This window comes from Vibrio sp. Of14-4, assembly GCF_022347625.1.
Lineage (GTDB): Bacteria > Pseudomonadota > Gammaproteobacteria > Enterobacterales > Vibrionaceae > Vibrio > Vibrio pristinus.
The window spans coordinates 1-2,639 of sequence record NZ_JAKRGI010000044.1; the positions used below are offsets into that span (position 1 = coordinate 1).

1 rRNA gene is annotated in these 2,639 nt (G+C 51.8%); it reads left to right on the forward strand.

Features of this window, described 5'->3' with window-relative positions:
• Window positions 1–2,628, forward strand: a 23S ribosomal RNA gene (locus tag MHN79_RS20685); the annotation flags it as partial.
• Between the last annotated feature and the right edge of the window lie 11 nt (window positions 2,629–2,639).

Below are 2,639 nucleotides of genomic sequence, written 5' to 3' on the forward strand. Positions count from 1 at the left end.
TAGCCCTTAAGCTTTACACGCGTTAGACGAACGGTCTGGAAAGTCCGACGATACAGGGTGATAGTCCCGTAGTTGACGACGCGTGTTCAGTGAAATCGAGTAGGGCGGGACACGTGATATCCTGTCTGAATATGGGGGGACCATCCTCCAAGGCTAAATACTACTGACTGACCGATAGTGAACCAGTACCGTGAGGGAAAGGCGAAAAGAACCCCTGTGAGGGGAGTGAAATAGAACCTGAAACCGTGTACGTACAAGCAGTAGGAGCACCTCAAAGTGTGACTGCGTACCTTTTGTATAATGGGTCAGCGACTTATATTCAGTAGCAAGGTTAACCATCTAGGGGAGCCGTAGAGAAATCGAGTCTTAACTGGGCGTCGAGTTGCTGGATATAGACCCGAAACCAGGTGATCTAGCCATGGGCAGGTTGAAGGTTGAGTAACATCAACTGGAGGACCGAACCGACTAATGTTGAAAAATTAGCGGATGACTTGTGGCTAGGGGTGAAAGGCCAATCAAACCTGGAGATAGCTGGTTCTCCCCGAAATCTATTTAGGTAGAGCCTCGGACGAATACTACTGGGGGTAGAGCACTGTTAAGGCTAGGGGGTCATCCCGACTTACCAACCCTTTGCAAACTCCGAATACCAGTAAGTACTATCCGGGAGACACACGGCGGGTGCTAACGTCCGTCGTGGAGAGGGAAACAACCCAGACCGCCAGCTAAGGTCCCAAATTACAGCTAAGTGGGAAACGATGTGGGAAGGCTTAGACAGCTAGGATGTTGGCTTAGAAGCAGCCATCATTTAAAGAAAGCGTAATAGCTCACTAGTCGAGTCGGCCTGCGCGGAAGATGTAACGGGGCTAAGCTGTAAACCGAAGCTGCGGCAATGCCATTTATGGTATTGGGTAGGGGAGCGTTCTGTAAGCCGTTGAAGGTGTGTTGTAAAGCATGCTGGAGGTATCAGAAGTGCGAATGCTGACATGAGTAACGATAAAGGGGGTGAAAAACCTCCTCGCCGGAAGACCAAGGGTTCCTGTCCAACGTTAATCGGGGCAGGGTAAGTCGACCCCTAAGGCGAGGCCGAAAGGCGTAGTCGATGGGAAACGGGTTAATATTCCCGTACTTCTTACAATTGCGATGGGGGGACGGAGAAGGCTAGGTGGGCCTGGCGACGGTTGTCCAGGTTCAAGTGCGTAGGCTTGAGAGTTAGGTAAATCCGGCTCTCTACAAGGCTGAGACACGATGTCGAGCTACTACGGTAGTGAAGTCATTGATGCCATGCTTCCAGGAAAAGCCTCTAAGCTTCAGATTGTAAGGAATCGTACCCCAAACCGACACAGGTGGTCGGGTAGAGAATACCAAGGCGCTTGAGAGAACTCGGGTGAAGGAACTAGGCAAAATGGTACCGTAACTTCGGGAGAAGGTACGCTCTTGTCGGTGAAGTCCCTCGCGGATGGAGCTAATGAGAGTCGCAGATACCAGGTGGCTGCAACTGTTTATTAAAAACACAGCACTGTGCAAAATCGTAAGATGACGTATACGGTGTGACGCCTGCCCGGTGCCGGAAGGTTAATTGATGGGGTTAGACGTAAGTCGACGCTCTTGATCGAAGCCCCGGTAAACGGCGGCCGTAACTATAACGGTCCTAAGGTAGCGAAATTCCTTGTCGGGTAAGTTCCGACCTGCACGAATGGCGTAATGATGGCCACGCTGTCTCCACCCGAGACTCAGTGAAATTGAAATCGCTGTGAAGATGCAGTGTACCCGCGGCTAGACGGAAAGACCCCGTGAACCTTTACTACAGCTTGGCACTGAACATTGAGCCTACATGTGTAGGATAGGTGGGAGGCTTTGAAGTGTGCACGCCAGTGTGCATGGAGCCATCCTTGAAATACCACCCTTGTATGTTTGATGTTCTAACTTAGACCCATTATCTGGGTTGAGGACAGTGCCTGGTGGGTAGTTTGACTGGGGCGGTCTCCTCCCAAAGAGTAACGGAGGAGCACGAAGGTGGGCTAATCACGGTTGGACATCGTGAGGTTAGTGCAATGGCATAAGCCCGCTTGACTGCGAGAATGACAATTCGAGCAGGTGCGAAAGCAGGTCATAGTGATCCGGTGGTTCTGTATGGAAGGGCCATCGCTCAACGGATAAAAGGTACTCCGGGGATAACAGGCTGATACCGCCCAAGAGTTCATATCGACGGCGGTGTTTGGCACCTCGATGTCGGCTCATCACATCCTGGGGCTGAAGTCGGTCCCAAGGGTATGGCTGTTCGCCATTTAAAGTGGTACGCGAGCTGGGTTTAGAACGTCGTGAGACAGTTCGGTCCCTATCTGCCGTGGGCGTTGGAAGATTGAAGGGGGCTGCTCCTAGTACGAGAGGACCGGAGTGGACGAACCTCTGGTGTTCGGGTTGTGTCGCCAGACGCATTGCCCGGTAGCTAAGTTCGGAATCGATAACCGCTGAAAGCATCTAAGCGGGAAGCGAGCCCTAAGATGAGTCTTCCCTGACCCCTTGAGGGTCCTAAAGGGTTGTTCGAGACTAGAACGTTGATAGGCAGGGTGTGTAAGCGTTGTGAGGCGTTGAGCTAACCTGTACTAATTGCCCGTGAGGCTTAACCATACAACACCCAA